This is a genomic window from Microbacterium sp. che218, from assembly GCF_040436305.1.
GTDB lineage: Bacteria > Actinomycetota > Actinomycetes > Actinomycetales > Microbacteriaceae > Microbacterium > Microbacterium algihabitans.
The window spans coordinates 2,664,241-2,689,859 of sequence record NZ_AP031501.1 but is presented as its reverse complement, the minus strand read 5'-3'; the positions used below and the strand labels follow the sequence as shown (position 1 = coordinate 2,689,859).

20 protein-coding genes are annotated in these 25,619 nt (G+C 71.0%); 10 read left to right on the top strand and 10 right to left on the bottom strand.

What is annotated here, in order from left to right:
• Positions 1-53: 53 nt before the first annotated feature.
• A complete protein-coding gene (locus ABXS86_RS12665) occupies positions 54-1,325 on the bottom strand; it encodes an MFS transporter (protein ID WP_353664713.1) in 1,272 nt (423 codons plus the stop codon).
• Positions 1,326-1,393: 68 nt separating this feature from the next.
• On the opposite strand from ABXS86_RS12665, the gene ABXS86_RS12660 reads away from it, so the two are divergent.
• The gene (locus ABXS86_RS12660; protein WP_353664712.1) at positions 1,394-1,978 is read left to right on the top strand and encodes a TetR/AcrR family transcriptional regulator; all 585 of its coding nucleotides are present in this window, start codon (positions 1,394-1,396) and stop codon (positions 1,976-1,978) included.
• Between the two features lie 220 nt (positions 1,979-2,198).
• On the opposite strand, the gene ABXS86_RS12655 is transcribed toward ABXS86_RS12660, so the two are convergent.
• The gene (locus tag ABXS86_RS12655; RefSeq protein WP_251507666.1) at positions 2,199-3,215 is read right to left on the bottom strand and encodes a LacI family DNA-binding transcriptional regulator; all 1,017 of its coding nucleotides are present in this window, start codon (positions 3,213-3,215) and stop codon (positions 2,199-2,201) included.
• Between the two features lie 141 nt (positions 3,216-3,356).
• Here ABXS86_RS12655 and ABXS86_RS12650 point away from each other — a divergent pair, with 141 nt between their 5' ends.
• The 4 genes from ABXS86_RS12650 to ABXS86_RS12635 all read left to right on the top strand — a co-directional run bounded on the left by ABXS86_RS12650 (position 3,357) and on the right by ABXS86_RS12635 (position 8,666).
• A complete protein-coding gene (locus ABXS86_RS12650) occupies positions 3,357-5,420 on the top strand; it encodes a beta-galactosidase (RefSeq protein ID WP_353664711.1) in 2,064 nt (687 codons plus the stop codon).
• Positions 5,417-6,346 carry a carbohydrate ABC transporter permease gene (locus tag ABXS86_RS12645; protein ID WP_353664710.1) on the top strand — a complete coding sequence of 310 codons (930 nt, stop codon included), beginning with the start codon at positions 5,417-5,419 and terminating at the stop codon, positions 6,344-6,346. The genes ABXS86_RS12650 and ABXS86_RS12645 overlap by 4 nt, the downstream gene beginning before the upstream one ends.
• Positions 6,343-7,263: a carbohydrate ABC transporter permease gene (locus ABXS86_RS12640; RefSeq protein WP_222123939.1), complete on the top strand. Its 921-nt coding sequence runs from the start codon at positions 6,343-6,345 to the stop codon at positions 7,261-7,263. Before ABXS86_RS12645 ends, ABXS86_RS12640 begins: the two co-directional genes overlap by 4 nt.
• A 74-nt stretch (positions 7,264-7,337) precedes the next feature.
• The gene (locus ABXS86_RS12635; protein WP_353664709.1) at positions 7,338-8,666 is read left to right on the top strand and encodes an ABC transporter substrate-binding protein; all 1,329 of its coding nucleotides are present in this window, start codon (positions 7,338-7,340) and stop codon (positions 8,664-8,666) included.
• A gap of 93 nt (positions 8,667-8,759) precedes the next feature.
• On the opposite strand, the gene ABXS86_RS12630 is transcribed toward ABXS86_RS12635, so the two are convergent.
• Genes ABXS86_RS12630 through ABXS86_RS12620 form a run of 3 tightly spaced genes read right to left on the bottom strand, consistent with a single transcriptional unit; the run spans position 8,760 to position 10,423 of the window.
• Positions 8,760-9,152 carry a type II toxin-antitoxin system VapC family toxin gene (locus tag ABXS86_RS12630; RefSeq protein ID WP_353664708.1) on the bottom strand — a complete coding sequence of 131 codons (393 nt, stop codon included), beginning with the start codon at positions 9,150-9,152 and terminating at the stop codon, positions 8,760-8,762.
• The gene (locus ABXS86_RS12625; RefSeq protein ID WP_353664707.1) at positions 9,149-9,412 is read right to left on the bottom strand and encodes a hypothetical protein; all 264 of its coding nucleotides are present in this window, start codon (positions 9,410-9,412) and stop codon (positions 9,149-9,151) included. The genes ABXS86_RS12630 and ABXS86_RS12625 overlap by 4 nt, the downstream gene beginning before the upstream one ends.
• A gap of 45 nt (positions 9,413-9,457) precedes the next feature.
• A complete protein-coding gene (locus ABXS86_RS12620; protein WP_353664706.1) occupies positions 9,458-10,423 on the bottom strand; it encodes a LacI family DNA-binding transcriptional regulator in 966 nt (321 codons plus the stop codon).
• 50 nt (positions 10,424-10,473) lie between these two features.
• On the opposite strand from ABXS86_RS12620, the gene galT reads away from it, so the two are divergent.
• From galT to ABXS86_RS12600, 4 genes are all read left to right on the top strand, one after another.
• On the top strand, positions 10,474-11,649 hold the full coding sequence (gene galT, locus ABXS86_RS12615) for a galactose-1-phosphate uridylyltransferase (protein ID WP_353664705.1): 1,176 nt from the start codon (positions 10,474-10,476) through the stop codon (positions 11,647-11,649).
• A complete protein-coding gene (gene galK, locus ABXS86_RS12610) occupies positions 11,646-12,809 on the top strand; it encodes a galactokinase (protein ID WP_353664704.1) in 1,164 nt (387 codons plus the stop codon). The genes galT and galK overlap by 4 nt, the downstream gene beginning before the upstream one ends.
• A 146-nt stretch (positions 12,810-12,955) precedes the next feature.
• Positions 12,956-13,915 (top strand): squalene cyclase, encoded by a 960-nt coding sequence (locus ABXS86_RS12605; protein WP_353664703.1) that lies wholly within the window; start codon positions 12,956-12,958, stop codon positions 13,913-13,915.
• Between the two features lie 29 nt (positions 13,916-13,944).
• Positions 13,945-15,402: a carboxylesterase/lipase family protein gene (locus tag ABXS86_RS12600; RefSeq protein WP_353664702.1), complete on the top strand. Its 1,458-nt coding sequence runs from the start codon at positions 13,945-13,947 to the stop codon at positions 15,400-15,402.
• Positions 15,403-15,493: 91 nt separating this feature from the next.
• Here the strand turns inward: ABXS86_RS12600 and ABXS86_RS12595 are convergent, their stop codons facing one another.
• A complete protein-coding gene (locus tag ABXS86_RS12595; protein WP_353664701.1) occupies positions 15,494-16,477 on the bottom strand; it encodes an LLM class F420-dependent oxidoreductase in 984 nt (327 codons plus the stop codon).
• Between the two features lie 142 nt (positions 16,478-16,619).
• Between ABXS86_RS12595 and ABXS86_RS12590 the strand changes: the two genes are divergently transcribed.
• Positions 16,620-17,615 carry a MauE/DoxX family redox-associated membrane protein gene (locus ABXS86_RS12590; RefSeq protein ID WP_353664700.1) on the top strand — a complete coding sequence of 332 codons (996 nt, stop codon included), beginning with the start codon at positions 16,620-16,622 and terminating at the stop codon, positions 17,613-17,615.
• 4 nt (positions 17,616-17,619) lie between these two features.
• Here the strand turns inward: ABXS86_RS12590 and ABXS86_RS12585 are convergent, their stop codons facing one another.
• From ABXS86_RS12585 to ABXS86_RS12570, 4 genes are all read right to left on the bottom strand, one after another.
• The gene (locus ABXS86_RS12585) at positions 17,620-18,585 is read right to left on the bottom strand and encodes a DNA-methyltransferase (RefSeq protein WP_353664699.1); all 966 of its coding nucleotides are present in this window, start codon (positions 18,583-18,585) and stop codon (positions 17,620-17,622) included.
• Positions 18,582-19,631: a biotin/lipoate A/B protein ligase family protein gene (locus ABXS86_RS12580; protein WP_307206710.1), complete on the bottom strand. Its 1,050-nt coding sequence runs from the start codon at positions 19,629-19,631 to the stop codon at positions 18,582-18,584. Before ABXS86_RS12580 ends, ABXS86_RS12585 begins: the two co-directional genes overlap by 4 nt.
• A gap of 9 nt (positions 19,632-19,640) precedes the next feature.
• Positions 19,641-21,803 carry an MMPL family transporter gene (locus ABXS86_RS12575; protein WP_353664698.1) on the bottom strand — a complete coding sequence of 721 codons (2,163 nt, stop codon included), beginning with the start codon at positions 21,801-21,803 and terminating at the stop codon, positions 19,641-19,643.
• A 71-nt stretch (positions 21,804-21,874) separates the two neighbouring features.
• Entirely contained in the window at positions 21,875-25,222 is a 3,348-nt protein-coding gene (locus ABXS86_RS12570; protein WP_353664697.1) for a family 16 glycoside hydrolase, read from the bottom strand.
• Positions 25,223-25,619: the final 397 nt, after the last annotated feature.

The following is a 25,619-nucleotide window of genomic DNA, read 5'->3' as shown; positions in this document are numbered from 1 at the left end:
AGATTCCGGATGCCGCGGCGCACGGCATCCGGAATCCTCCCTTCCGCGGTGGCTCAGTCCGTCACGGGCACGGGCTCCGCGGCATCCGGAGCCTTCGCCCCGAGCGAGGGGCTGCTGAAGCGCGCCCGCCCGATCACCACGGCAGCGGCGACCATGAGCGCGGCTCCGAGCACATAGGGCGCGGCGTGGGCGACGTGGGCGTAGAGCAGGCCCGCGACCAGCGGGGCGACCGTTCCGACCGCGGCATTGAGGGATTGCGCGGCCCCGGCGATCCATCCCTGCTCGTCGTCGCCGACGGCGTTGGAGAGCAGACCGTCCATCGTGGCTTGGGCCGCGCCCTGGCCCGCCGCGAGCGTCAGGGCACCCACGACGAACAGCCACGGCTGGGCGAGCAGCGACGCGACCCCGGCAAGGGCGACGAGTCCGACCGCCTGGGTGACGATGCCGCTGACCACGACGCCCCGCTCGCCGATGCGCGGCAGCAGGAAGCCGAGCAGCACACCCTGGATCGCGATGTCGATGATGCCGACGCACGCGGTGAGCAGTCCGATCGCGGTGGGGCTCCACGAGATGGCGTCGAGGGCGAGCACGCTGAAGTTGTTGACGAAGAACCCGAACGGCAGCCCCACGAGGACCAGGCCGATCATGATCCCGCGCAGCTCGGGCCGGCGGAAGACGCCGCGGAACACCGCGAAGGGATGCACCGCCCGCAGGTCGAGCGAGGTGATGCGCTTGCTCGGAGCGAGGCTCTCGGGCAGCAGGAAAATGCTGAGGATCGCGACCGTCAGCGCGAGACCCGCGGTGACGAAGACGGGCAGGTCGACGTCGATCGCGGCGAGGGTGCCGCCGAGGGCCGGGCCGACCATCGTGCCGATGCCGGCGGTCGCGCCGAGCACGCCGAAGCGACGTGCGCGCTTGTCGGGCGGGGTGATGTCGGCGAGGTAGGCGAAGAGGGCGGGAAGGTCGCCGGCGGTCACGCCCTGCACGATGCGGCCGAGCAGCAGCACCCAGAGCGCCCCGCCGATGCCGAAGAGCAGGAAGCCGAGGGCGGCGCCGAATCCGGCGACGATGATCACCGGTCGGCGACCGAAGCGGTCGGAGATGCGCCCGAGGAAGGGGGCGACGAGGAAGGCGCAGAGCGCGTTGACGGTTTCGAGGATGCCGACCCAGACGGCCAGATCGGCCGGGTTCGACACGTAGCGGAGCACGACGAAGGGCAGCACGGGCAAGACGACGGTCATCCCGGCGGTGGTCAGCGTCGTGATGACGACGAGCATGATCCAGGAGCGGCGGCCCTGCGGAAGGGAAGGAGAAGGTGAAGTCACACCGTAACTGTACTCGTACCAGTTTTATTGTCAATACAGTTTCCGATCAATACCGGTAGACTGCCTCCATGAGCACAGACGTCGGTCGCCGAGAGCGCAAGAAGGCCGCCACCCGCAAGGCCATCTCCGATGCCGCGACGATGCTCTTCATCGAGCGGGGCTTCGACGAGGTCAGCATCCGCGAGGTCGCCGACGCCGCCGACGTGTCACCGACCACCGTGTTCGCGCACTTCCCGCAGAAGGAGGCGCTCGTCTTCGACGAAGACGATGCCCAGCGCGACCTGCTCGTGGGCGCCGTGCGCGACCGCGCCCCGGGCACCTCGGTGTCGGAGGCTCTGCGCGAGCTCTACCGGCGCGAGCTCATCGGCCTGGCCTTCGACCCCACGGGCGATCACCGCCGGCAGTTCATGAAGCTGATCACCGAGACCCCCGCCCTGCACGATTACGCCTCGCGCATGTGGCTCCGCCACGAAGACGCCCTCGCCCTGGCGATCGCCGAGACGACGGGGCAGAGCGCACCGGATGCCGAGACCCGGGTCTACGCGCGCATGGTGCTGCAGCTGCAGATCCTCGCGTTCGAGCACGACGACGCCGCGGAGACGATCGAGGCGGGCTTCCGCATCCTCGAGCGGGGATGGCGCGAGCCGCGCTGACGCCGGGAGTCTGGTTTGGGGCGGATTCCGTCGCTCGGGGCGGAAGCTTCACGCCCCAACCTGCAATCCTCGCCCCAAACCAAGACATCGACCGACGCGTGACAGCACGGCGGTTTGGGGCAGATCCCGTCGCTCGGGGCGGACCATTCACGCCCCAAGCTGCAGATTGCGCCCCGAACCCGAGAACCGCGACCGACGGCGAGAGCGCGCGCCGGCGCCGCTAGACCGAGGCGCGCCAGACGATCGGGGCGTCGAGCAGGATGCCGCCGGCATCGGCCACGCCACCCGACAGCTGCAGCAGCACGGCCTCAGCAGCCGCGGCGCCCAGCCCCTCGGCGGGTTGATCAATCGTCGTGAGCGGAGGGTCGGTGCGCACCGCCCACGCGCTGTCGTCGAAGCCGACCACGCCGACGTCGTCGGGCACGCGGCGCCCGGCGGCCCGCAGAGCCTGCACGGCGCCGGCGGCCACGGCATCCGAGGCGCCGAACACCGCGTCGATGTCCGGGGCGCGCTCGAGCAGGCGTCGCATGCCGGCCTCGCCGTCGGCGAAGGCGTAGAGCGGCACGGGCTCGACCAGTGACTCGTCGAAGTCCTCGCCGAGTGCCTCGCGGAAGCCCGCGAGCCGGTCGCTGCCGGAGTCGCGGTCGAGGGCGGCGGCGATCATGCCGATGCGGCGACGCCCCGACGCGCGCACGCGTTCGGTGATCGCGCGCGCGGCGCCCAGGTTGTCGATGCCGACCCAGGGGCGACGGATGCCGGGAGGGTGGCCCACGTAGGCGACGGGGAGTCCGAGGCGCTCGACCACGTCGGTGATGGGGTCGTGGTGACGCGCGGAGACGATGACCGCACCGTCGACGAAGCCGCCGCTGAGGTAGCGCGCGACCCGCTCGGTGTCGCGATCGGTGTCGATCACGAGGCACACCATCTGGTAGTCGGCCTTCGACAGGGCGGTGTTGGCGCCCAGCAGGATGCCCCCGATGTTGGGGTCTTCGAGGAAGAGCGAGTGCGGTTCGTGCACGATGAAGCCGACGGCTTGGGTGCGCTGGCGCACGAGCGTGCGGGCGGCGTTGTTGGGCACGTAGCCGACTTCGCGGATGGCCGTCTGGATGGCCTCGCGGGCGTGTTCCGAGACGTAGCCGCCGTTCAGGACGCGGCTCACCGTGCCCCTCGACACCCCGGCGGCACGGGCCACGTCGTGCACGGTGCTGCGCCGGCGCCCGGGCGGAGGAGGCGTCATGTCGTCAGCCTATCGGGGAGCGCGAGTTGACGATCCGCCGCGGTCCGTGTCACTATGTGCACGTTCACACATTTGCGTCCCTCGTCTCCGGTGCGCGCATGTGTGCACGTTCACAGAACCACGCAAAGGAGCGCCTCCCGGATGCTTGCCGTCGACCATCTGGCCCCGCTCGATCGCGAGAGCGATCGTGCGACCGACCCGACCCGCGCGAGCGACCGTCTGGCCGAGCTGACCCGCGAGGGTCTCGTCTTCGGCTGCGACTACAACCCCGAGCAGTGGGATCGCGCCGTCTGGGACGACGACATGCGCCTCATGGTCGAAGCGGGCGTCGGGCTCATCGCGATCAACATCTTCGGCTGGTCGTGGATCAACCCCGCGCACGGCGAGTGGGACTTCGTCGAGCTCGACGAGGTCATGGACCTCGCCCACGCCCACGGTATCCGGGTCAACCTCGGCACCGCGACCGCCTCCCCCGCCCCGTGGGTGACCACGCGGCATCCGGAGATCCTCCCCGTGAGCGTCGACGGCACGCGCCGCTACCCCGGCGGACGCCAGGCCTACTGCCCCAGCTCGCCGATCTTCCGCGGGTACGCCGCCGAGCTCAGCCGTCGCGTGGTCGAGCGCTACGCCGACCACCCCGCGCTCGCGATGTGGCATGTGTCGAACGAGCTCGGCTGCCACAACGCCCTCTGCTACTGCGACGCCAGCGCCACGGCCTTCCGCGAGTGGCTCAAGGCCCGCTACGGCACGATCGCCGCCCTCAACACCGCGTGGGGCACCTCGTTCTGGAGCCAGCGCTACAGCGCGTGGGACCAGATCCTGCCGCCGATGGCCGCGCTGTCGCTGCGCAACCCCGCGCAGCTGCTCGACTTCCAGCGCTTCTCGTCCGACCAGCAGCTCGAGCTGTACCGCGCCGAGACGCGCGTGATCCGCGAGCTCAGCACCGCGCCCGTCACGACCAACTTCATGGTGACCGCGCACATCCGCGCGCTCGACTACTTCTCGTGGGCCGGCGAGATGGACGTCATCGCCAACGACCACTACCTCGACCGGCGCCTGCCCGACCCGCTCGCCGAGCTGTCGTTCGCCGCCGACCTCACGCGTGGCCTCGCCGCCGGCGCCCCGTGGCTGCTCATGGAGACCTCCACCGGCGCGGTCAACTGGCAGCCGCACAACCTCGCCAAGGGCGAGGGCGAGCTGCTGCGCAACGTCGTCTCGCACGTCTCGCGCGGTGCCGACGGCATCTGCTTCTTCCAGTGGCGCGCCTCGGCCCAGGGTGCCGAGAAATTCCACTCGGCCCTGCTCCCCCACGCCGGCACCGACACCGCCCAGTGGAGGAGCGTGCTCGAGGTCGGTCGCACCCTGCGCCGCCTCCAGCCGATCGCCGGAACACGGGTGGCCTCGGATGCCGCCGTGCTGTTCGACTGGGAGAGCTGGTGGTCGATCGAGAACGAGGGTCGTCCGAGCGAAGACCTGCGCTACCTCGACCAGGTGCACGCCGCGCACGCGGCCCTGGCCGCGGCCGGCATCTCGACCGACGTCGTCTCGACCTCCACCGACCTGTCGGCCTACCGCCTGGTCGTCGTGCCGGCGCTGCACCTCGTGCGCGACGCCGACGCCGACGCGATCGCGCGCTTCGTCGAAGGCGGCGGCACCGCCGTGATCACCTTCGCGAGCGGCATCGTCGACGAGGACGACCGCGTGCGCCTCGGCGGCTACCCCGGCGCCTTCCGCGACCTGCTCGGCATCGTGTCGGAGGAGTTCTCGCCGCTCGGCCCCGGCCAGGTCGTCGCCCTCGACGACGGCACGGCCGGCGCGGTCTGGTCGGAGCGCCTGCGCCCCGTCGATGCCGAGGTCGATGCCCGCTTCGTCGACGGTCCCGCCGCGGGCCTGCCCGCCCGCACCCGCCGCGAGGTGGGCGCCGGGTCCGCCTGGTACCTCGCCACCCTCCCCGCGCCCGGGGCCTACCGCGACCTGCTGTCGCGGGTCGCCCAGGGCGCCGGCATCCGCACCGTCGACGCTCTCCCCGGGGTCGAGATCATCCGCCGTGCGAGCGACGACCGCTCGTTCGTCTTCGTCATCAACCACACCACCGAGTCGGTCGAGATCGCAGCGCACGGGCGCGACGCGATGACCGACGAGGCCGTCGACGGCACCGTCGTCGTCGCCGGCGGTGCCGTCCGCATCATCGAGGAGGCCTCGTGACCACCACCGTTTCCGCCCCGACGCGCGCCGCGCGCGAGAGCGCACCGCCGCCGCGACGCCCGCGGGTGCCGTTCAAGAGCGCGATCCTCATCCTGCTCGCCCCCTTCGCGGTGCTGTTCGTGCTGTTCTACGTGATGCCGATCATCTTCGCGATCGTCCAGTCGCTGCTCGTGGTGCGCCGCGAGGGCACCTTCGGCAAGGCCGAGCTCGTCTTCGGCGGCCTGTCGCAGTACGTCCAGGTCTTCCAGAACGAGGCGTTCTGGTCGTCGATGCTGCGCATGCTCGCCTTCGGCGTCGTGCAGGTGCCGGTCATGCTCGGCCTCGCGCTGATCTTCGCCCTGCTGCTGGACTCGCCGCTGCTCAAGGGCAAGCGCTTCTTCCGCCTGGCGTTCTTCGTGCCCTACGCCGTCCCCGGCGTCATCGCCGCGATCATGTGGGGCGCGCTGTTCTCGCCGAACCTCTCGCCCTTCACCGCGCTGACCAAGAACGTCGACTTCCTCGGCGCCGACCTCGTGCTGTGGTCGATCGCGAACGTCGTGACGTGGGTCTACGTCGGCTACAACATGCTGATCATCTACTCGTCGCTGCTGTCGATCCCCAGCGAGATCTACGAGGCCGCCCGCCTCGACGGTGCCGGGCAGTTCCGCATCGCCTGGTCGATCAAGATCCCGCTGGTGCGCCCCGCGATCGTGATGACCGCGATCTTCTCGATCATCGGCACGCTGCAGCTGCTCGCCGAGCCCCAGGTGTTCCGCTCCTTCAGCTCGGCCGTCACGAGCACCTTCACCCCCAACATGACCGTCTACGCCACGGCATCCATCCCCAACGCCAATCTCGCCGCCGCGTTCTCGGTGGTGCTGGCCGTGACCACCTTCGTGCTGTCGTTCGGCTTCATGAAGTGGATGCAGAAGAAGGGCAACGCATGAGCGCCGTCACCACCCCCCGCCCCGCTCGCAGCCCCCGTTCGGGCTCCTCGCGCCCGGCCGGCATCCGCTCGGGCGCCGTGCGCGAACCCCTCGTCTCGCGCACCTCGGCGATGCTGGTCATGGCCGTGTTCACGGTCTACTTCCTGCTGCCGCTGTGGTGGCTGCTGGTGGCCTCGAGCAAGAGCACGGGCGACATCCTCACCACGAACCCGCTGTGGTTCGCCGACATGCGCCTGTTCTCGAACATCGGCGACCTGTTCGCCTACCGCGACGGCATCTTCTTGCGCTGGCTCGGCAACTCGCTGCTGTACGCCGGCCTCGGCGGAGCGGTGGCGACGCTGCTGGCCGCGATGGCGGGCTACGCCCTGGCGAAGTACCGCTTCCCGGGCCGGGAGCTGGTGTTCGACGTCGTGCTCGGCGGCGTGCTGGTGCCGGCGACCGCCCTGGCTCTGCCGTTGTTCCTCATCTTCAGCCAGGTGCAGCTGACCAACACCTTCTGGGCCGTGTTCCTGCCCTCGCTGGTCAGCCCGTTCGGGGTCTACCTCGCGCGCATCTTCGCGGCCTCGTCGGTGCCCGACGAACTGCTCGAGGCCAGCCGCCTCGACGGTGCGGGCGAGATCCGCACGTTCTTCACCGTGAGCCTGCGTCTGATGAGCCCCGCGCTGGTCACGATGTTCCTCTTCCAGTTCGTCGCGATCTGGAACAACTTCTTCCTGCCGCTGATCATGCTGCGCAGCGAAGAGCTGTTCCCCGTGGTCTTCGGCCTCTACGGCTGGAACAACCAGCTCAACCAGATCCCCGAGCTCCGCGGACTCGTGCTGATCGGCGCCCTGCTGTCGGTCATCCCCCTCATCGTCATCTTCCTGCTCCTCCAGCGCTTCTGGCGCAACGGTCTCGGGACCGGCGCCCTGAAGTAAACCCTCCGGCGGCTCCGGCCGCCCCTCATCCCGGGCGGAATGGCCCGCCCGGGCACCCAGAGAAAGGCATTCCCATGAAGCACAGAATCCTCGCCGCGACCTCGGGCGTCGCGCTGTCGGCTCTGCTCCTGGCCGGTTGCGCCGGCGGCGGAAGCGGCGACGGCGCCGCGGCCGCAGCCGACTGCGCTCCGGCCGACGGACAGGTCACACTCGAGTTCACCTCGTGGATCCCCGGTATCGAGAAGGTCGTCGATATGTGGAACTCGGAGAACCCCGACATCCAGGTCAAGGTGCAGACCGGCCCCAACGGCAACAGCGGCACCTACCAGAACTTCTTCAACCAGATCGCGGCCGGCAACGCCCCCGACCTCGGCCAGATCGAGTACGACGCCCTGCCGAACTTCCTCGTGCAGGACGGCATCGAGAACATCGCCGGCTGCGCCGACGTGGTCGCCGCGAAGGACCAGTTCGTGCCGTGGGCCTGGAACCAGGTCGCGCTCGGTCAGGACGACGCCGTCTACGGCATCCCCCAGGACATCGGCCCGATGGCGCTGTTCTACCGCAAGGACCTGTTCGCGGCGAACGGCATCGCGGTCCCCACCACGTGGGACGAGTACGCCGAGGCCGCGAAGAAGATCCGCGCGCTCGGCGGCTACATCACGAACTTCTCGCAGTCCGACATCAACCAGTTCGCCGGCTTCGTCTGGCAGGCCGGCGGACAGTGGTTCGGCAACGACTCCGAGGGCTGGACCGTCTCGCTGACCGACCCCGCCTCGACCAAGGTCGCCGACTACTGGCAGTCGCTGATCGACCAGGACCTCGTCTCGACCTACCCCGCGTGGACCGACGAGTGGAACAACGCCTACAACTCGAGCCAGGTCTGGACCTGGAACTCGGCCGTGTGGGGCGCCAACTCGATCTCGAGCGGTGCTCCCGACACCGCGGGCGGCTGGGCCGTCTCCGACCTGCCGCAGTGGTCGGCCGGTGAGAACGTCGCGGGCAACTGGGGCGGATCGTCGATCGCCGTACTCAAGGGCAGCGAGCACCCCTACGAGGCGACGAAGTTCGCCCTGTGGCTGAACACCTCGGAAGAGGCGCTCACCGCGCTGAACGAAGAGGCCAACCTCTACCCGGCCACCACCGAGGGCCTCAAGCTCCCCTCCCTGGGCAACGGTGTGGAGTTCTACGGCGGCCAGAAGATCTACGACGTGTTCGCGAAGGCGGCCACCGAGGTGAACCCCGACTTCGTGTGGGGCCCGACCATGACCAAGACCTACGCCGACGTCTCCGACGGCTTCAAGGCGGCGGTCAGCGGCAGCGGCACCCTCGCCGACGCCCTGCAGAAGGGTCAGGACTCGACCATCAGCACGCTCGAGTCGCAGTCGATCCCGGTAAAGAAGTAACAGACTCTCCCCACGAGAGGCGCCCGCGGATGCTCCGGCATCCGCGGGCGTTCTTCGTTGCCGGATGCCGCGGGGCGGCGGGCGGAGGGGTGGTCAGTCGACCGCCGGCACGGCGAGACCGAGCGACATCTCTTCGGCGACGGCGGCGAGACGCGCATCGAATGTCGCGAGCGGAAAGCGATGGTGCACCGCCGCCGCGAGGACGCATGTGTCGGGCATCTTCAGCGTGTGCCGCGCGCGCAGCCGTGCGAGCACGAGGGGCTCGTCGGGACCCATCGGCGCGACGTCCACCCCGAGGTCGCGGAGCGCACCCCACAGCTCTTCTTCGCGCCCGACGCGGGCGGCGGCGACCAGCGTCTCCGACACCGTCAGGGAGTGCATGAGGAAGGGCCCGGGCTGTTCCGTCAACAGGGCCTTCGCCCGGTCGTGGTGCGCGTCGCCGGGGCTGAACAGGGCGATGACGACACCGGCGTCGAGCACGATCACTCGGGCCAGTCCGCGCGGAGTTCACGGAGATACCCCTCGGGGTAGATCCCCGCGAACCGCTCGACCGCTGCGTCCACCGCCCCGCGACGGGCGCGTGCGCGCTGCGCCTGCTCGTCGCGGATCGCCTGGCCGCCCCTCACGACGAGGTGCAGGAGCAGTGCGCTCGGGGACTCATCCGGCCAGAGCGAACGCGCGATGCGGAGGGCCTCTTCGACGTCGCGCGTGTGCGTCACCTGCGTGCGCGGTCGGGTGGTCGGCATGCGCCGAGTGTACCACCGAGGTATCCGGTGTACCACCTGGGCGGGTCAGACCGCCGTGCTGCTCTCGCGCACCACCAGCGCCGCGGGCACCGACTCGGCGATCGGCTCCCCGCCCTCGATCGCGGCGATCAGGGCGGCGACCGCGCGCCGACCGAGGGCGTCGAAGTCCTGTCGCACGGTGGTCAACGGCGGGCGGAACTGCGCGGCATCCGCGATGTCGTCGAAGCCGACCACGGCGACGTCGTCGGGCACCCGTCGCCCCGCGTCGGCGAGGGCACGCAAGGCCCCCAGTGCCATCTGGTCGTTGGCCACGAAGATCGCGGTGGCGCCGACGAGGCCGGAGACGGCCGAGTGACCGGATGCCGAGGTCCAGTCGCCCCGGACGGGTTCGGGCACCGTCGCGGCGACCTCGATCAGCGTCTCACGCCATCCGCGCTCGCGCTCCGCCGCGGCGAACGACCCCGCGGGCCCGGCGAGGTGGTGCACCGTGCGGTGCCCGAGGCCGAGCAGGTGAGCGGTCGCGGCACGCGCTCCGCCGGCGTGGTCGGTCTGCACGATCGAGAAGCGGGCGTCGGACGGGGAGTCGACGACGACGAGGTGCAGGTCGGCGGGCGGCTCGACGTCGCGCGCGAGCTCGGTCGCCTCGTTGAGCACGACCGCTCCGTCGACACCCTGCGACCGCAGGCGCGCGAAGGCGTCGCGGATGCCGCGTTCGCCGACCGTCACCACGGCGAGGGCGTACTCGCGCTCGGCCGCGGCCTCGGAGATCGCCTGCAGCATGCGCGAGTTGCCGACCGACGCGAGGGTCGACACGACGAGGCCGATCGTGGAGGTCTGCCCGGTGCGCAGGGCGCGCGCCGCCCGGTGCATGCGGTAGCCAAGGTCGGCCATGGCCTTCTCGACGCGGACGCGGGTGGCGGGGTCGACCCGGGGACTGCCGTTGGCCACGCGCGACACCGTCTGCGCCGACACCCCGGCCCTCTCGGCCACGTCGGCCATGGATACACGCATCGCGCCCCCTCCGTGTTGACGATATCACGCGCCAGATGTAGCGTGTTATCGTGAACACGGAGACCCCCACCGCGATCGAGCTGGGCGCCGGCGTCGTCAAGCGACCGACGCGCCTCGCCGACGGCCGCGAACTGATCTACTTCGACGATCCCGGCACCGCGCTCGGCGCCGAGCGCGCGGTCGACGCCCGCACCCTCGACCCGCGGCCCACCACCGCGACCATGCGTCAGGACGTGCTGACCGGTGACTGGATCACCGTGGCATCCAACCGTCAGAACCGGGCGTTCCTCCCCCCGGCGCACCTCGACCCGCTCTCGCCGCAGACGCCGACCAACCCGTCGGAGATCCCCTCGCTCTACGACGTCGCGGTCTTCGAGAACAAGTCGCCCTCGTTCGGCCCCGCCCTCGACGCCGCGGTCGGCGACGCCCCGGAAGCCGTCGATCCCCCGCGCGGTGCCGACGACCTCGAGCACCTCGGCCTCGGCCGCACCCGCACGTCCGTCGGTCGCTGCGAGGTCGTCTGCTTCAGCCCCGAGCACGAGGGGTCGTTCGGTTCGCTCTCGCGCACGCGCGCCCGCACCGTCATCGAGGCGTGGGCCGACCGCACCGCCGCGCTGTCGCAGCTCCCCGGCATCCGTCAGGTGTTCCCCTTCGAGAACCGCGGCAAGGACATCGGCGTCACCCTCCCCCACCCGCACGGCCAGATCTACGCCTACCCCTACGTCACGCCCCGCACGCAGCGCCTGCTCGACACGATCTCGCGCACCTCCGACGACCTGTTCGCCCGCATCCTCGAGTTCGAGCAGGCCGGCGACCGCGTCGTGCTGCGGGGCGAGCACTGGACGGCGTTCGTGCCGTTCGCCGCCCGCTGGCCCATCGAGGTGCACGTGCTGCCGCACCGCCACGTCGCCGATCTGTCCGAGACGACCGACGCCGAGCGCGACGAACTCGCCCCGTTCTACCTGCGACTGCTGCGCGGCATCGACACGCTGTACGACACCCCCACGCCCTACATCGCCGCGTGGCACCAGGCTCCGGTCGACCGCGCGCGCGACGCGATCCGCCTCAACCTGCAGATCACCTCGCCGCGCCGCGCCGCGGACAAGCTGAAGTACCTCGCCGGATCCGAGTCCGCCATGGGCGCCTGGATCGGCGATGTGACCCCCGAGTCGCAGGCCGAGCGCCTGCGCGCCGCCCTCGACACCGTTCCGGAGGTGACGGCATGACCGCCGTCGACGACGCCCGCGCCCTTCTCGCCACCCTCACCGACGCGCCCGTCGCGGGAGTGTGGTCGGCCCCCGGCCGCGCCAACCTCATCGGCGAGCACACCGACTACAACGAGGGCTTCGTCTTCCCCTTCGCGATCGCTCAGCGCACCGCCGCCGCCGTCGCCCTGCGCGACGACGACGTGATCCGCGTCAGCTCGACGTTCGCCGACGAGCCCGTCGAGGTCTCGCTCGCCGAGCTCGACGACCGCATCGCCGCCGGCGGCCTCGACTGGGCCGGGTACCCGCTCGGCGTGGCGTGGGCGCTGCGTCGTGAGGTTCCGGATGCCGTGACCCGCGGCGTCGACATCGCCCTGGCCTCGGAGGTTCCGGTGGGAGCCGGACTGTCGTCGTCGGCGGCGATCGAGGGAGCCGTGGCATCCGCCCTGAACGACGTCTGGGCAACCGGTCTCGACAAGGTCGCCCTCGCCCGCGTCGGCCGCGTCGCCGAGAACGACGCCGTGGGCGCGCCCACCGGGATCATGGACCAGATGGCCTCGATGCTCGGCGTCGCCGACGCCGCGACCTTCCTCGACTGCCGCACGCTCGACACGCGCCCCGTGCCGCTCGGCTTCGCCGACGCCGGCCTGTCGATCCTCGTCGTCGACACCCTCGTCGAGCACGCGCACTCCACCGGCGGGTACCGCGAGCGTCGCGAGGCCTGCGAGCGGGGTGCGGCCGCGTTCGGCGTCGCCTCGCTGCGCGATCTCACCGTCGACGACCTGCCGCGCGCTCAGGAGCTGCTCGACGACGTCACCTTCCGCCGCGTCCGTCACGTGATCACCGAGAACCAGCGCGTTCTCGACACCGTGGCCGCCCTCGACGCCGACGGTCCCTCCGCGATCGGCGACCTGCTGGTCGCCTCGCACGTCTCGATGCGCGACGACTTCGAGATCTCGGTGCCCGAGCTCGACCTCGCCGTCGACACGGCGCTGGTGAACGGAGCGCTCGGTGCCCGCATGACCGGCGGCGGCTTCGGCGGGTCGGCCATCGCCCTCATGCCGGTCGGGCTCATCGAGGCGGCGACCGACGCGGTGCACGCCGCGTTCTCGGCATCCGGATACCGCGCCCCGAACGTCTTCACCGTGACCCCCTCGGAGGGCGCCCGCCGCGACGCGTGACCGGCCGGCGGGGCCGCCCGGTCGCCGCGTACACAACTCCGGAGATTCGGCCGAAAACCGGCACATCCGCCTCCCCCGGGCCCGGAACCGACGCGAATCTCCTGAGTTGTGTACCGCCCGCGGGACCCTCGGCGTAACCTGCCCGCATGGGCGACGACGAGGTACTGGCCTGGCTGCGCGACAGCGACCCGAGCCTGCGGTGGAAGGTCGAGCGCGACCTTCTCGATGAACCCGAGGCGACCTGGGAGGCCACCCGCGCCCGTGTCGCTCACGAGGGCTTCGGGGCGCAGCTGCTCGCCGCGCAGGGCGAAGACGGACTCTGGGCGGGCGGCGCGCACTTCCCCGCCGACTTCCCGGAAGACGAGCCGCAACCCTGGACCGCGACGTCGTGGTCGCTCATGAGCCTTCGGGAATGGGGGGTGGATGCCGATGCCCTCCGCCCCGACACCGCCGGGCTCCTGACGCGCAACGCCCGCTGGGAGTACGACGACCTCCCCTTCTGGGACGGTGAGGTCGACGCGTGCATCAACGCCTTCACCCTCGCCAGCGGAGCGTGGCTCGGGGCGGACGTCAGCGGCATCCGGGACTGGTTCGTCACGCACCGCCTGCCGGACGGCGGCTGGAACTGCGAGTGGGTGGAGGGCTCGACGAGATCGTCGTTCCACTCGACGCTCAACTCGGTGATCGGGATCCTCGACGACGAGTGGCGCAGCGGCGGCACCCCCGAACTGCACGCCGCCCGCAAGGCCGGCGAGGAGTACCTGCTCGAGCGACGCCTGCTCTACCGGCTCTCCACCGGCGAGCGCCACGTGTGGGCGCACCACCTCGGCTACCCCTTCCGCCACCGGTACAGCGCGCTGCGCGCCCTCGATCACTTCCGCGCCGCCGCGCTGCATGACGGGGAGGCACCCGATCCGCGGCTGTCCGAGGCCGTCGACCGCGTCCGCGCCTCGCGCGACCCCGACGGAACGTGGCACCAGGCGTATCCGATGGACGGCGCCGTGTGGTTCCCGGTCGACGTGCCCGCGGGTGAGCCCTCGAGATGGTTGACGTTCTTCGCGCTGCGCGTGCTGCGCTGGTGGGACGGCGCGCGCGCTTCGGGGTGAATCGAGCTCGGCGCGGCAGGATGAGGGGCATGGATGCCGCTCCGCTCGCGCACACGTCGAAGGGTGAGGTGCGGGGGTTCCGTCGGGGTCGGACGGCCGTGTTCCTCGGCATCCCGTTCGCCCAGGCCCCCGTGGGTGCGCTGCGCTTCGCCGCCCCCGAGCCCGTCGACGCCTGGGACGGGGTGCGCGAGGCCACGACGTACGGCGCCACGACGCAACGCGGCGACGCCGGCATCACGCTGATCCCCGAGCCGAGCGTGCCGGGCGAGGCCACGCTGAACGTCAACGTCTTCGCTCCCGCCGATGCGGTTCCGGATGCCGCGCTGCCCGTGCTCGTATGGATCCACGGCGGCGGCTTCGTGTCGGGGTCGCCGGCCAGCCGCTGGTACGACGGCGACGCGTTCGCGCGCGACGGCGTCGTGACGGTCGTGATCTCGTACCGGTTGGGCTTCGACGGGTTCGGTGCGATCGAAGGCACTCCCTCGAACCGTGGCCTGCGCGATCAGATCGCCGCGCTGGAGTGGGTGCGCGACGAGATCCGCGGGTTCGGCGGCGACCCCGCCCGGGTGACGATCGCGGGGCAGTCCGCGGGCGGCGGGTCGGTCCTCGCGCTGATGGCCAGCCCCGCGGCATCCGGACTCTTCCGCGCCGCGATGGCGATCTCGCCCGCCGTGGGCGCTGTCGCGGGATCGACCGCGCGCCGCTTCGCCGACCGCGTGGCGCGGCTGGCCGGGGTCTCTGCCGACCGCGACGGGTTCGCCGGGGTCCCCGAGGAGCACCTCATCTCCCTGCAGCGCGCGGCGCAGAAACCCGAGCGCGGAGCGCGCGTGTCGGGGCTCACCGCTCTGCTCGACGACGGGCTGCCCCTGGGGCCGGTCATCGACGGCGAACTGCTGCCGGTGGCCCCTCTCGACGCTCTGGCCGAAGGCGCCTCGGCCGAGATCCCGCTGGTGATCGGGTCGACGGACGACGAGTTCACCGGGCTGACCGCGCGGTTCCGGGCGGTGCTGCGGCTGGTGCCGGTTCCGTTCGCGTTGGCGGTGCTGGGGCTCGGGCGCTCGCGCCGCCGCGCCTACCTCGAGCGCACGAGACGCCGGGGCGCCACGGCCGTGCTCGGCGGCTACGCGAGCGATCGCGTGATCCGCGCGACGGTGCTGCGCGCGGCCCGGGCCCGCGCGGGGGCCCCCACCTGGCTCTACCGGTTCGCGTGGCGGTCGCCGTCGCTCGGGATCGCCGGGCACTGCCTCGACGTGCCGTTCTGGTTCGATCACCTCGACGCCGAGGGCGTGGACCGCATCGCGGGCGAGACTCCCCCGGCCCCTCTGGCCGCCGGGATGCACGCCGCGGCGGTGGCGTTCGCGCGCGACGGCGATCCGGGGTGGCCGGCGTGGGATGCCGCGACGAGGCGCGCGCGGGTGTTCGGCGCCGCGGCATCCGCCCCCGCCGTCGAGACCGACGCGTACGCCGATGTCGCGCCGCTGGTCTGACCCGCGATCTCGCGCGTGAGGGGTCACTCCCCGTCGCTCAGGCGTCTGCACGGCGACGGGAAACGACCCCTCACGCGGAAGGGGATGACGATCAGAGCTGCGGGATGACCTCGCGCTCGAACAGCGAGATGCCCGACGTGTCGTAGGCGGCCTCGGGGAAGTAGTGGATCGCGTAGCCGAGGCCGTGGTCGGCCCGCTCGCGCAGGCGCTCGACGATCTGCTCGGGCGTGCCGAACGCGTCGGAGGAGCGGTAGTCGGCCTCGATGGCATCCGCCCGCTCGTCGCCCACGTGCGGACGCAGGCGCGCGACGACGGCGGCCAGGCGATCGGCGGCCTCGGCCTCGGTCGCGGCGACGATCGTGTTGAAGTTCGTCGAGCGGGTGATCTCGGACGTGTCGCGGCCGAGGGTCTCGCAGTGACCGCGCAGCACCTCGGACTTGTGGTCGAACTCCTCGAGCGAGCCGCCGAAGTTGGTGTACGAGGCGTACTTCGCCGCGATCTTGAGCGTGACCTTCTCGCCGCCGCCGGCGATCCACAGCGGGATGCCGCCGGGCTGCAGGGGCTTGGGCTGCACGATCGCGCCGTCGACCTCGTAGTACGTGCCCGACAGGGTGGCCTCACCGGTGGTCCACGCCTGGTGCATGATCTCGACGCCCTCGCGCAGGCGCCCGAGGCGCTCGGCGATGGGCGGGAAGCCGAAGCCGTAGGCCTTCCACTCGTGCTCGTACCAGCCGCCGCCGATGCCCATCTCGGCGCGACCGCCCGAGATCGCGTCGACCGTCGCCGCGACCTTCGCGAGGTAGGCGGGGTTGCGGTAGCCCATGCACGTGCACATCTGGCCGAGGCGCACGCGGTCGGTCGCGGCGGCGAAGGCGGCCATGAGCGTCCACGCCTCGTGCGTGGCCTCGCTGCTCGGCACGGGGGTGGTGTGGAAGTGGTCGTAGACCCAGAGCGAGGTCCACGGACCGTCGTCGGCGCTCTGGGCGAGGGAGTTCATCACCCGCCAGTGCTCGGCGGGGTCGATCCCCACGAGGTCGAAGCGCCAGCCCTGCGGAACGAAGATGCCGAAGTCCATGGCCTCACCCTAGGCCCGGGCGGTGATCGCGGGGCCGGTCGGAAGCCGAATCCCCCAGGGCGGGCGAGGTGGGCGACCCCGCCGGGTGAACCGAGGGGCGCCACGACCGGTGGGCCTCCCGCGCGGCGACATCCTGGGGATCATGACGCCGTCCACGTCCGCCCTCGCCCCCGTCATCCTCGCCCTCGTCTGCATCGCCGCTCCCGCACTCGTGACCAGCGGCATCGCCAAGCTCGTCGCCCTCGACGACGCCCCTCGGACGCTCTCGGCACTGCGCCTGCCCCAGAGGGCCGCGCGCGCGAGCGTCGCCGCGGTCTCGGTGGTCGAGATCGTGCTCGGCGTTGCGCTGGCGCTCGGCGACGGGTTCGTGCGGGTCGCCGCGGCCGGCGCCGCGGTGGTGCTGCTCGCGGCGTTCACGGTCGTGGTCACGCGTGCGGTCGAGCGCGGGTCGGCGGAGGACTGCGGATGTTTCGGCCGGTGGGCCGATACGCCGGTGTCGGCGGCCCTCGTGCGCCGCAACGGCGTGTTCACGCTGGGCGCGCTCGTGATGGCGGGTGCCGCCTCCGCAGCCTCGGCCGCGGGCGTGCCCTCCGCTCTCGCGCTTCTCGTCGTCGCCCCGGTGGCGAGCGCGCTGACCCTCGGCGCGAGCGCGGCACTCGTGGTCGCGGGGTTCGTGGCCGCCCGCGCCGGCCGACGCGGGGGCCTGCCCTCGCCCGACATCCTGAACCACCGTCCGCCGCTGCTGCGCGAGGACGGGCTCGTCATCGACGTCGTGACCGAGGCCGTGCGCGGACGCGCGCAGCTGCTGCTGTTCACGCAGCCGCTCTGCGGCAAATGCGAGCGCGCGGCCGCCGTGCTCGACCGGCACCACGACGCGCTGGCCGGCTTCATGGACGCGCGCATCGTTTACGCGGTGGGACCGGGCCTCGACTGGAACGCCCCCGCCCGCCAGGCCGACGGCCCCCGCACGGGCGCCGCGCTCGACCTCGGCGGCGCGCTCGCGCAGGCGCTCGACATCGGCTCGCAGCGCCCCGTCGCCGTGCTCATCGCCACGAACGGCCACCCCGTGCTGCCCTACTCCGTGGGCGAGGAGGAGATCGAAGGACTGGTCGGCGCGCTCGTGGGCTCGCGGGCCTAGCGGGTCAATCGCCGAACGCCGCGAGACGCTTGCGCATCACGGCGACCGCGTCGGCGTTGTCGTCGATCAGCACGCTGTCGCGCCCGAGGGGCGCGGCCACCGCACCGAGCGTGCCACTGCCGGCGAACATGTCAAGCACCCTGTCACCCGGGCGCGACGAGGCCTGCACCATGCGGCGCAGCACCCCCTCGGGCTTCTGCGTCGGGTAGCCGGTCTTCTCGCGGCCGGTCGTCGGCACGATCGTGTGCCACCAGACGTCGGTGGGCATCTTTCCGCGCGCAGCCTTCTCGGCCGTCACCAGGCCCGGGGCCATGTAGGGCTCGCGGTCGACGGCATCGGAGTCGAAGAAGTACGCCGACGGGTTCTTGACGTACACGAGGATCGTCTCGTGCTTGGTGGGCCAGCGGCGCTTGGTCTTGGCGCCGTAGTCGTAGGCCCAGATCAGCTCGTTCAAGAAGTGGTCGCGACCGAAGAGCGCGTCGCACATGACCTTGGCGTAGTGCACCTCGCGGTAATCGAGGTGCAGGTAGAGCGTGCCGTCGTCGGCGAGCAGGCGCCAGGCCTCGACGAGCCGCGGCTCGAGGAAGCCCCAGTAGTCGTCGAACCGGTCGTCGTAGGTGCGCAGGTCGCCGCGCAGGCGCGCGTACTCCCGGCCGTGGAAGCCGCGCTGCACGACCGGCGGCGGGGGCGGCTCCTCTTCGGGGAAGTCGAGCATGTTGGGATCGTCGACGGATGCCGCCGACTCGGGCGCGACGTCGGGCTCCTCGGCATCCGGAGCCTCTTCAGCCGAGAGCTTGCGCGTCGCCGACTCGACCGCCTTGGAGCGCGTGCGACCGGTGTTGAACGGCGGGTCGAGGTAGACGAGGGCGAAGCTGCCGTCGGCAAAGCCCGGGGTCACCGCGAGATTGTCGGCGTGGTGGATCGCGACGCTGCCGGGGGCGGGGGCGTCGGGCAGAACGTCGGCGCTCACGGGACGCGCTGCAGCCACTGATCGGTGGAGAACTTGGAGGCGACCAGGGCCTCGGCCTCGGCGTACTCCTCGTCGGAGATGTGCCCCTCGGTCGCACCGTAGAGCGTGGTGAAGGTCTGGATGAAGCGGTCGATGACCTCGTCGCGCGGCAGACCGGTCTGGCTGCGCAGGGGGTCGACGCGCTTGGCGGCCGACACGGTGCCCTTGTCGCTGAGCTTCTCGCGGCCGATGCGCAGCACCTCGGTGAGCACCTGGCCGTCCATGTCGTAGCTCAGGGTCGCGTGGTGCAGCACCCCGCCGTTGGCGAGGCGCTTCTGCGCGGCGCCGCCGATCTTGCCGTGAGGACCGGCGATGTCGTTGAGCGGCTGGTAGACCGCGTCGATGCCGAGCGAGCGCAGGGCCTGCAGCACCCAGTCGTCGAGGAAGGCGTACGAATCGGCGAAGGTCATGCCCGCCACCAGCGACGCGGGGACGTACAGCGAGTAGGTCACGATCGAGTTGGCGGCCATGAGCATGGCGCCCCCGCCCGAGATGCGGCGCACCACGTCGAAGCCGTGCTTCGCCGCACCCTCGGGGTCGACCTCGTTGCGCAGCGACTGGAACGAGCCGATGACGACGGCGTTCTCGTTCCACTCCCACAGGCGCAGGGTCGGCTTGCGCAGCCCCGCGCCCACGCGCGCGGTGAGCACCTCGTCGAGCGCGAGGTTCATGCGGGGCGAGACGGGACCGTCGTGCACGACCTCCCACTCGAAGTCGCCCCAGCCGGGAGCCGTGACCAGGGCGCGGCGGATCGCGGTGGCGACCGACTCGGGGGTGAACCCGAGCAGCTGCGCCCCCTCGGGCAGCGCCGCGCGGATCGCCGCGGCAAGCGTGGGGACGTCGGACTCGACCGGCATGCCGTTGACGGCCGCATCGATGTCGTCGAGGGCGTCGTCGGGCTCGAGGAAGAAGTCACCCGCCAGGTGGAAGCCGTGGATGCGGCCCTCGCGCTCTTCGAGGTCGACGACGACCAGTTTTCCGCCGGGGACCTTGTACTCGCCGTGCATGCCTCCAGCCTACGACCGCACGGGCACGCGCCGATCGACGGCGGGCGTCGACTCGGCGGGCCCCACGACCGGGCGACGCGCATGCGGCCACCAGTTCGCACGACCGAGGAGCGTCATCAGCGCGGGAAGAAGGAGCCCTCGCACGAGGGTGACATCGAGGACCACCGCGGTCACCATGCCCACCCCGATCTCCTTCATCGCGACCAGCTCGCCGACGGCGAAGCCGACGAAGACGATGCAGATCGCCGCCGCGGCCAGCGTCACGACGGGGCCGGTGCGGGCGATGCCGCGACGCACGGCCTCGGCGCTCGCCGCGCGAGGGTCGGCGGTCAGGTCTCGCTCACGCCAGCCCTCGGTGATGCGCGACAGCAGGAACACCTCGTAATCCATCGTGAGCCCGAAGGCGAGGAGCCCGATCAGCAGGGGGGTGGTCACGTCCAGCGTGCCGCGGGGCTCGAAACCGAGCAAGGGGGCGCCCCAGCCCCAGCCGAAGACGGCGGTGAGCACTCCCAGGGTCGAGGCCATCGTGAGGGTCGCGAGCAGGAGCGCCTTCAGGGGGATGACGAGCGAGCGGGTGAGCGCGAAGAGCAGGGCGAAACTCGCCGCGGCGACGATCACCAGGGCCCACGGCAGGCGCGTCGCCAGGTGGTCGCGCGTGTCGATGAGAGAGGCGGCGGGCCCGGTGACTTCGAGGGGGACGGGGGCCGCGAGAGCGCGCACCTCCGCCACCAGTCTCTGCGCCGCGTCTCCCGTGGCGCTGTCTCCGGCGGGGGTGAAGGCGACCGCGGTGATCTCCGGCGGCAGCCCCTGCACCACGTCGGCGTCGGCGACGTCGGGGAGGGCCGCGATCCGGTCGAGGACTTCGGTGACGGCGGCATCCTGGATCGATCCGTCGAGCACGACCGTGACGGGCTCGATCCCGATCCCGGCGAAGCCCGTCGTCGTCGCCTCGTACGCGCGTCGTTCCTCGGCCGTCGCGGGAAGGGAGCGGACGTCGGAGTCGTCGAGCGCGAGGGATGCCACGGGAGCGGCGAGCAGCAGCATCACCACCGCGGTGATGATGGCGACGATCCCCGGTCGGCGCTGAGCCAGACGGGTCGACCGGGCCAGCAGCCCCTCGCGCGAGGCACGGCCTCCCCACGGGCGGGCCCACGTGCGCGCTCCGGCGGACGGCAGCGCGCGATGCAGGACCGACAGCGCGGCCGGTACGAGCGTCACGCCCGCGAGAGTGGCGACCACGACGACAACCGCTCCACCCAGCGCCATCCCCGACAGCAGGGGGTCGCCGAGGATCAGGATGCCGAGCAGGGCCACGGTCACGGCCAGACCCGACACGAGAACCGCGCGGCCGGCACCGGCGACGGCACGGGCGACGAGCTCGTCGAGGGGCGCGGTGGGATCGGCGGCGCGTTCCTCGCGGAGGCGCAGCACCACGAGGAGGCTGTAGTCGACGGCCAGGCCGAGGCCCAGGATCGTGACGACGTTCACCGCGAACTCGTTGACGTCGACGACGCGGGCGAGCAGACCCAGGATCGCGAGCGTCGGGGCGATCGCGGCGAGCGCGGCGACGACGGGCACGAGGGCGATGCGCAGCGAGCCGAGCGCGAAGGTGAGCAGCACGACGAGGACGAGGATCGCCACGCCCTCGCCGACCGCTGCGTCGGTGGTCGCCCGATCGACGAAGACCTCCTCCGCCAGGAGGGGGCCGCCGACGAGGACCTCGGGCGCGTCGATCGTGTGGAGGACATCGGAGACGGCGGATGCCGCGGCGACGGCCTCGTCGCCGGTGAGACCGAGCGCGAGTTCGACGACGACCAGGGACGAGCGTCCGTCGTCGCCGATGGCCCCGCCCGCGGTGTAGGCGTCGGTCGCCTCGGCGACCCCGGGGACGGCGCGGACCGCGGCCATGACGGCGGTCGCACTGTCGCGCAGCGTCGGGGAGAAGAAGTCCTCGCCGCGGATGACGGCGGTGACGATCTCGCCCTCGGGGTCGAGGGCCTCGAGGCGGTCGGCGGCGCGCAGGGACTCACTGCCGGCCGGGGCGTCGGCGACCGAGACGGTGCGGTCGAAGGCGTCGCCGGCGAAGACGCCGCCGACGACCACGAGCACGGCCCAGGCGAGGAGGACGAGAAGACGGTGCCGGCTCATACGGTGGCCGAGGGAGGAGAGCATGGGGACCTCTGGGACATGAGGGAGCGCCCCCGGCGACGAACGCGAGTCCGCCGCCGGGGGCGCCAGGGGGATCAGCCGCAGCTCTTGGCTGCGTACGAGGCTGTGGCCCCGCCGGTGCGACCGTCGCCGGTCGCGGTCACCGTCGCCTCGCCCGCGGGGACGGACGCGGCGCGGGTGGTGAAGGTGTGGAACACCGTTGCCCCGGGCTGGACGGCCGGGATGACCCGCTCGCCCCACGCCGTCGTGAGCGTCACGTCGACCGGCACCGTGTCGGTATTGGTCGCGCGGGCCGTCACCGACGCCTTCTTGGCCAGGCACTTGACCTCGGCCGAGGCGGTCACCGCGAGGGGCGCCGGCTCGTCGATGTCCTTGACGCGGACGTTGCGGTACGACACCGCCTCCCCACCGCCGTGGTTCTGCAAGCCGATGAAGCCCTGCGAGAGGTCGCGAGCGGGATCGGTGCTGGTGAAGTCGTTCACCAGCGTGCCGTTGAGGAAGATCTTGATGGTCTGCCCCTTCACGACGATCTCGTACGCGTTCCACTGACCGACGGGCTTGAGTGAGGCCTTCACCGCGTCGGCATCCGCACCCTGGAAGGTGTAGATCGCACCGGTGGTGCGATCGGCGGCGTCGGACGCGTCGATCTGGATCTCGTAGCCCTGGTTGACCGCGACCCACGGGTCGTTCTTCGGGTCGGGGAACCCGACGAAGACGCCGCCGTTGTGATCGGCGATGAGCTTCCAGTCCAGCTTGAGGCTGTACTCGTTCAACTCCTGCGCCTTGTGCCAGAGCAGGCCCATGCCGCCTTCGCCGCGGATGCTGCAGTCGTTCTGTCGACCGAAGCCGCCCGGTCCGGCCATGCGCCACCCGGCGTTCAGGCTCTCGAGCGTGCCGTCGAAGAGCGGGCGGTAGCTGTCTTCGACCTGCGCCGGGGCGCAGATGTCGGCGGTGCCGATCGACAGGACGTCGACGTTGATGTTGCCCTTGTTGCCGGACTCGTACTTCAGCGCGATGGTGTTCGCCCCGGCGACCAGCGGCATCTCGCGCGTGATCGTCGCCCAGGTCTTCCAGTCGCCGGTGGAGGCGAACTCCCACTTCCCCAGGTTCTGGCCGTTGACGTAGAGGTTCACGTCCTTGGAGCCGGGTGCGGGGTTCGGGCCGTTGGAATAGCGCACGGAGACCGGAACGGTGCCCGCGGTCTCGGCGTCCACCGTGAACTCGAACGCGGATCCCGCCTGCCACATGCCGCCGGCGAAACCGGCCCCGGAGTAGCCGCTGTGCTCGGTGTCGAACTTGGCGCCACCGATCAGGCGGGCCTCCTCGGCCTCGTACCAGCCCTGGTCGGCCGGCGAGACGTAGCCCGGCAGCGAGTTCAGCGTGTACCAGGCCTCGGTGCTCCACAGCTTGTCGCCGCTGGATGCGGCGAAGGGCTGCGGCGAGCGCAGGTGGACGACGCGGCCCTGCTTGAGACCGTCGAACGAGACCGTGACCGTCTTGCGATCGGCGGATGCCGTCGCGTCGGTGAGCGAGAGGATCTCCTCGTCGACCTTGGGGCCGCCATAGGTGGAGGTGGGCAGGTAGCGCCACTGCTCGGCGCGGTACGCCGAGGCGAGGTTCGCCACCGTCTCGTCGGACAGGGGTTGGGTGTACTCGATCTCGAATCCGCCCTCGACGACCTTCATGGATTTCATGTCGAAGGCGTTCTGCGTGGTGTTCGGAACGAGCTTCTGCAGGCCGTAGGTGAGCTTGCCCGCCTCGCCCCAGTTGCCGCCCTCTCCGGTGCCGCCGATGTACAGCGACTTGTCGGGGCCTTCGATGACGCGGTTGACGCCGACCTCGAAGCCCGCGGAGTGGCGGAAGACCGCGCCCTGGAACTCGCCGTCGACCTTCTCGAGGAAGGCGCGCTGGAGGCCGCCGTAGGTGACGTCGCCGAACATCATCTGCCCCGCGAAGGGACCGTCCTTCAGCATGATGGGCGTGCTCGGCGAGTTGCCGATCTCGTTCTGCGGGATCCACACGACGGGAGGGGTGACGGGGTTCTGATCGAACGGGCCCGCGGGGTTCGTGTAGTGGTTGAAGAAGCGGTCCTGTTTGACGTTGACGAGCTTGTTCGCGGGCAGCCAGGCACCCTGGTTGTCCATCGCGAAGAGTTCGTTCTCGGGACCGAAGGCCACGCCGTTGGGGGTGCGCAGACCGCCGGCGACGTAGCTGATCGCCCCGGTGGTGCGGTCGATCTTGACCGACGTACCGCGGTTCTTCGCCGGCTGCGGGTTGGTGGTGGCCCCGCCGTTGTCGATCGCGACCGAGAGGTTGACGTAGAAGTTCTTCTCGTCGTGGATCAGGCCGAAGGCGAACTCGTGGAAGTTGTTGCCCGAGGGGTACTCGGCGACCTTGCGCTTCGTCTCGTACGAGCCGTCGCCGTTCGTGTCACTGAGCTCGGTGAGCTGGTAGCGCTCCGAGACGTAGATCTTGTCGTCGATGACGTCGATGCCCATCGGGTTGAGAAGACCACCGGCCGCCTCGACGACGGTGACGTCCTCGGGTCCGTCGGCTGCCTGGGCACCCTTCAGGACGAAGACCTTGCCGGGGGTCGAGGTGTCCCATCCGCCGGAGTTGACCGAGCCGGTGGTCAGCACGGCGAGATCGCCGTTGCCGAGGAAGGCCAGACCCGAGACCTTCGGCGTGAAGCCTTCGGGGCGCAGGTTCACCAGCGTGTAGTTCGGGTTCACGGCATCCAGGCGCAGACCGTCTCCGGCGGAGTCGCTGCTGCCCTCGCAGTACTTCGTGCCGGGGGCGGTGACGCGCACGACACCCGCCTCGGTGCTGAGCACGCTGTCGGGAATGACGGTGAAGCTCGAGGAGCCGGGGACCTTCCATTCGACGGTGAGCTGCTGGCCGTTGGTGGCCTCGAACATCTCGACGAAAAGGTCGTGGACTCCCACGTCGAGGGTGACGGTGCCCTCGACGGATTCCGCTCCGTGGAGACCGTCGTTGTCGATCAGCTGCGTGCCGTCGAGGGTGAGGCGCGAACCGTCGTCGCTCGTCAGGCGGAAGGCGTACTGGCCCGGCGTGCTGACGGTGAGGTTGGCCAGGGCGTGCGTGATGAAATTGTCGCCCGCACCGAACTGCTCGTCGGTGCGCCAGTCGATCGTCGACATGAGCTTGTCGACGTTCGGGGTCTGTCCCGACTTGAGCGTGCAGAGCTCGGTGAGGGGCGGGGTGGAGTAGGTGCGAAGCGTCACACCCGGTTCTTGCTTGGGCAGGTCCACCGGGGTGTTGACGGCGGGGGCGACGGCGGCACTGGCGGGCAGGATCGCTCCTGTGGCCACGAGTGCTCCGCCCAGGAGACCGGCCGCGAGAGTCCTCGCGACACGGGTGCTGCGCCGGCGGGGGCCGGACAAGACAGCGGGTACGGGCATCATTGCTCCTTCGGATCAGCGGCGCGGGCGGCGTCGACCGCTCGGTTCGCGCAAGTCGCCCTCGACCGTGGTCACTGTAGAAGTCTTTTGTCGATACGTCTACAAAACATGACTAATTTGCGTTAAGAACTGCTTGGATGAGGGGGCGTCACCCCTCTTGCAATCTCGTTGCGCGTCGCAATCCGCGGAAGACAAGCCGGTCAAGACGCACAAATCGCGAGAAAATCAAGCCATCGGAGATCAGTCACCTTTTGCTTGACGCCTCTCCGAAGTCACACTACTGTCGCAACGAACCCGCAGAACCGACCCGTGACAGCGCCGCCACGAGGCTCCCCCGAGTCCGCCGCGCCCGCCCGAAACGACGGCATCCCTCGTTCGCCGATCGGCGCCTCGCCGG

Excerpts from the sequence above, each read along its gene's own strand:
- ABXS86_RS12660 (WP_353664712.1), top strand. The coding sequence starts at position 1,394 with ATGAGCACAGACGTCGGTCGCCGAGAGCGCAAGAAGGCCGCCACCCGC.
- ABXS86_RS12655 (WP_251507666.1), bottom strand. The coding sequence starts at position 3,215 with ATGACGCCTCCTCCGCCCGGGCGCCGGCGCAGCACCGTGCACGACGTG.
- ABXS86_RS12650 (WP_353664711.1), top strand. The coding sequence starts at position 3,357 with ATGCTTGCCGTCGACCATCTGGCCCCGCTCGATCGCGAGAGCGATCGT.
- ABXS86_RS12640 (WP_222123939.1), top strand. The coding sequence starts at position 6,343 with ATGAGCGCCGTCACCACCCCCCGCCCCGCTCGCAGCCCCCGTTCGGGC.
- ABXS86_RS12635 (WP_353664709.1), top strand. The coding sequence starts at position 7,338 with ATGAAGCACAGAATCCTCGCCGCGACCTCGGGCGTCGCGCTGTCGGCT.
- ABXS86_RS12625 (WP_353664707.1), bottom strand. The coding sequence starts at position 9,412 with ATGCCGACCACCCGACCGCGCACGCAGGTGACGCACACGCGCGACGTC.
- ABXS86_RS12620 (WP_353664706.1), bottom strand. The coding sequence starts at position 10,423 with ATGCGTGTATCCATGGCCGACGTGGCCGAGAGGGCCGGGGTGTCGGCG.
- galK (WP_353664704.1), top strand. The coding sequence starts at position 11,646 with ATGACCGCCGTCGACGACGCCCGCGCCCTTCTCGCCACCCTCACCGAC.
- ABXS86_RS12605 (WP_353664703.1), top strand. The coding sequence starts at position 12,956 with ATGGGCGACGACGAGGTACTGGCCTGGCTGCGCGACAGCGACCCGAGC.
- ABXS86_RS12600 (WP_353664702.1), top strand. The coding sequence starts at position 13,945 with ATGGATGCCGCTCCGCTCGCGCACACGTCGAAGGGTGAGGTGCGGGGG.
- ABXS86_RS12595 (WP_353664701.1), bottom strand. The coding sequence starts at position 16,477 with ATGGACTTCGGCATCTTCGTTCCGCAGGGCTGGCGCTTCGACCTCGTG.
- ABXS86_RS12590 (WP_353664700.1), top strand. The coding sequence starts at position 16,620 with ATGACGCCGTCCACGTCCGCCCTCGCCCCCGTCATCCTCGCCCTCGTC.
- ABXS86_RS12580 (WP_307206710.1), bottom strand. The coding sequence starts at position 19,631 with ATGCACGGCGAGTACAAGGTCCCCGGCGGAAAACTGGTCGTCGTCGAC.
- ABXS86_RS12575 (WP_353664698.1), bottom strand. The coding sequence starts at position 21,803 with ATGCTCTCCTCCCTCGGCCACCGTATGAGCCGGCACCGTCTTCTCGTC.
- ABXS86_RS12570 (WP_353664697.1), bottom strand. The coding sequence starts at position 25,222 with ATGCCCGTACCCGCTGTCTTGTCCGGCCCCCGCCGGCGCAGCACCCGT.